The following is a 3,560-nucleotide window of genomic DNA, read 5'->3' on the forward strand; positions in this document are numbered from 1 at the left end:
ACTTGGATCGCCTCGGCGAAGTCAACGACGTGGTTGCGCGATCGGGGCTGCGCTGTCAGTGGTGGACGAAAGGCATACTGCAAGCTGATGACGAAATCCTGATCGTCGATACGATGGGCAAGCTCAACGCGCTGTATCACCGGGCGACGATGGCGTTTGTCGGCGGCACGCTGGCGCCGATCGGCGGACATAATTTGCTGGAACCGGCGTTAGCGGGAGTGCCGGTGTCTTACGGGCCGCACTACTTCCAACAACAGCGCGGCCACGAGCTGCTGCAGGAGCAGCGCATGGGCACCGTTGTCACTTCGGTTGCGGAATTGGCTAGAGCGGTGCAGGCGTTACTGGCGAGTGACGCGCTGGGCGCAGAATACGGTCGCCGTGCTGAGGCGCTGCGCGCTGCCAGCGCGCACGTGCTGGACGACTATGTGAGCCGAATTCTCAATCTCATCGAAGACCATGAATGAATTCGTCCGACGATTGCATTACGCGCACCAGCCGACGCTGACGGTGCAATTGCTGCGGCTATTGCTCTGGCTGCCGGCGCAGTTGTACGGGCTTGCGCTCGTCATTCGCCGTCGGCTCTATCAGGCAGGAGTCTTGCCATCCTACCCGATGGCTGTGCCGTTGATCGCGGTGGGGAATCTGACGACCGGCGGGACCGGCAAAACGCCGGTGACGCTGATGCTGGCGGAGCATCTGCGCACGGAGGGGCGACACGTCGGTATTCTAACGCGCGGCTATCGTTCGGCGGCGGAGAAGCAGGGCGCGGTCATCACCGGCAAGAATGCGACGCCGTTCGACCTGAGTCTGGTGGGCGATGAGGCGAGTCTGATGGCGCGGCGATTGCCCGATTGTGTCATCGGGGTGGGTGCCGACCGCTTCGCGCAGGCACAAACCCTGATCAGCAACCACCAAGTCGACTGCCTGATTCTTGATGATGGCTTCCAGCATTTGCGATTGAGACGGACGCTGAATATTGTCGTCGTCGACGCCACGCGCGGATTCGGCAATGGACTGTGCCTTCCGGCCGGGCCGTTGCGCGAGCGGCGGTCGACATTACGCGCGGCCGATGTCGCACTGCTGACGAAAATTGAGGGCGCGTCGAGTGAGCTGATCGAAGGTCTGACGGACAGAATTGCGCAATTTGCGAGCCGCGAAGCGATCTTTCGATTGCAGACGCAGGTGACGGCGATGCGCGATCTGGTTACGGGAGCGCCGCTCGAGATTCGCGGTCGCCGGCTGTGGCTGTTCAGCGGGATCGGTAATCCGGAGTTCTTTGCGGAGACGGTGGGCCGGCAGGGCGGCAGACCGGTGGGGCAAACGAACTTTCGCGACCACCACGTATTTACTGATCAAGACCTGGCAGCGCTGCGGGTTGCGCGCGTGGGCGGGCAGGCGGAGCTGCTGGTGACGACGGCGAAGGATGCCGCCCGATTGCGGGCGCAGGCGTGGGCGCCGGGCGAGTGCGCCGTCATCGAAATCGCCTTGGAATTCGCGGAGCGCGCGGATATATTCTGGGGCATCATTGCGAGGTGCGTCGCTGCTTAAATTCGACTTTCTGATCATTGGTTCCGGCATTGCCGGGCTTTCCTACGCACTCAAAGTTGCGCGCAAGGGGACGGTTGCGGTTGTGACCAAGAAGCGCAAAATGGATTCCAACACGAACTACGCGCAGGGGGGAATTGCGGCGGTGATTTCGCCCGCCGACAGCTTCGAGGCGCATGTGGCCGACACGCTCACCGCCGGCGCCGGGCTATGCCGTCGCGATGTGGTTGAAGCGATCGTGAAGGCGGGTCCGGCGTGCATTCAGGAGCTGATCGACATCGGCGTGCAGTTCAGCCACGACGAGATCGCGCCGACGGAGGAGCATCTGCACCTGTCACGCGAGGGCGGCCACTCGGCGCGCCGCGTGGTGCATGCGGCGGACGCGACCGGCCGGGAGATCGAGAAGGCGCTGCTACGCGCGGTACACCATGATCCCAATATCAAGATTTTCGAAAATCACATCGCGGTCGATCTGATCACGGCTCCGGTGGATACGGGCAAACAGTGCATCGGGGCGATTTGCCTGGACAGTCGCGGCTTGAACGCCAAGTATTTCTACGCCGGCACAATCCTCCTGGCGACCGGCGGCGCGGGCATCGTCTACAAGCACACTTCGAATCCGCCGATCGCGACGGGCGACGGGGTAGCGATGGCGTACCGCGCGGGTGCGGCGGTCGCCAACATGGAATTCATTCAATTCCATCCGACGACGCTGTACAATCCCGGCGGCGCATCATTCTTGATTTCGGAGGCGGTGCGCGGCGAAGGCGGCATCCTGGTAACGCAGGGCGGCGTGCGCTTCATGCATAAGTACCACAGGTCGGCGGAACTGGCGCCGCGGGATGTTGTGGCGCGGGCGATCGACTCGGAGCTAAAGGCATCCGGCGATCCGTGCGTCTATCTCGACGTTACGCATCTTGGGCATGAGACGATCCTCAAGCGTTTTCCGAATATTTACTACAACTGTCACAAGTACGGCATCGACATCACAAAGGATCGCATTCCGGTGGTGCCGGCGGCGCACTACATGTGCGGCGGGGTCGGGACCGATTTGGAGGGACGCACCGATTTGATCAACCTCTTTGCCTGCGGCGAGGTCGCGATGACGGGTATGCACGGGGCCAACCGGCTGGCGTCGAATTCGCTGCTCGAGGCCGTGGCGATTGCCGATTTCGCGGCGGAAGTTGCGACGGTCAACGACATCAGCCGTTTTCTAACCAAGGACGTGCAGACGAAACCGTTGGACGGCGTCGGCGAGCGCCTGAAGCGGCGGGAGCGCGTGCTGCTGCAGCACGACCGCAACGAACTACTCAACCTGATGTGGGACTATGTCGGCGTGGTTCGTTCCGATTATCGACTTAACCGCGCACGAGAACGCGTAAACATCCTCGTGAAGGACATCGAGGACTACTTCATGACGCGCGCTTGGAGCTACGAGGCGATTGAATTGCGCAATCTGGCCACAGTGGCGCGGCTGATCATTGACTTCGCGATCGAGCGCCAGGAGTCGCGCGGTTTGCATTACAACAGCGACCACCCCGACACCGATGATGCCAATTGGTTGCGGGAGCTGGTTCGGAAAGAGGAGAAATGGCTATGACCGTCCGCGGCAGCGAGATGATTCTGATATTGGACTTCGGTTCGCAATTCACGCAGTTGATCGCGCGGCGGGTGCGCGAAATGCACGTCTACAGCGAGATTCATCCCTGTACGGCGCCGTTCGAGCGCTTCGACGGCGAGAACATTGTCGGCATCATCCTTTCCGGCGGGCCGGCCTCGGTGCTCGATCCGAATTCGCCCGATATCGATCGCCGGTTCCTGGCGATGGGCGTGCCGGTGCTTGGCATCTGCTACGGCATGCAATTGATCGCCCGCATTCACGGCGGCGACTTGCGCAAGAGCGAGTCGCGCGAATATGGTCGCGCCACGGTCAAGGCCGATCTCAATTCGGCGTTGTTCAGAGGCAGCGTGGAGAAATCGACCGTCTGGATGAGCCACGGCGACACGATCGTCAC

Annotated in this window: 3 protein-coding genes; all 3 read left to right on the plus strand. The window is 61.8% G+C overall.

From position 1 onward, the window contains the following. Window positions 1-464, plus strand: a 464-nt coding sequence (locus IT585_09175) for a 3-deoxy-D-manno-octulosonic acid transferase (GenBank protein ID MCC6963410.1), incomplete at its 5' end; no start/stop codon positions are given. 959 nt (window positions 465-1,423) lie between these two features. Beyond that, window positions 1,424-3,145: an L-aspartate oxidase gene (gene nadB / locus IT585_09180; protein ID MCC6963411.1), complete on the plus strand. Its 1,722-nt coding sequence runs from the start codon at window positions 1,424-1,426 to the stop codon at window positions 3,143-3,145. Then, the coding region (locus IT585_09185; GenBank protein MCC6963412.1) for a gamma-glutamyl-gamma-aminobutyrate hydrolase family protein at window positions 3,136-3,560 on the plus strand (425 nt) is incomplete at its 3' end. The genes nadB and IT585_09185, both read left to right, overlap by 10 nt.

The sequence above is a fragment of the Candidatus Zixiibacteriota bacterium genome (assembly GCA_020853795.1).
Taxonomy (GTDB): Bacteria; Zixibacteria; MSB-5A5; order CAIYYT01; family CAIYYT01; genus JADJGC01.

Excerpts from the sequence above, each read along its gene's own strand:
- nadB (MCC6963411.1), top strand. The coding sequence starts at position 1,424 with ATGCCGCCCGATTGCGGGCGCAGGCGTGGGCGCCGGGCGAGTGCGCCG.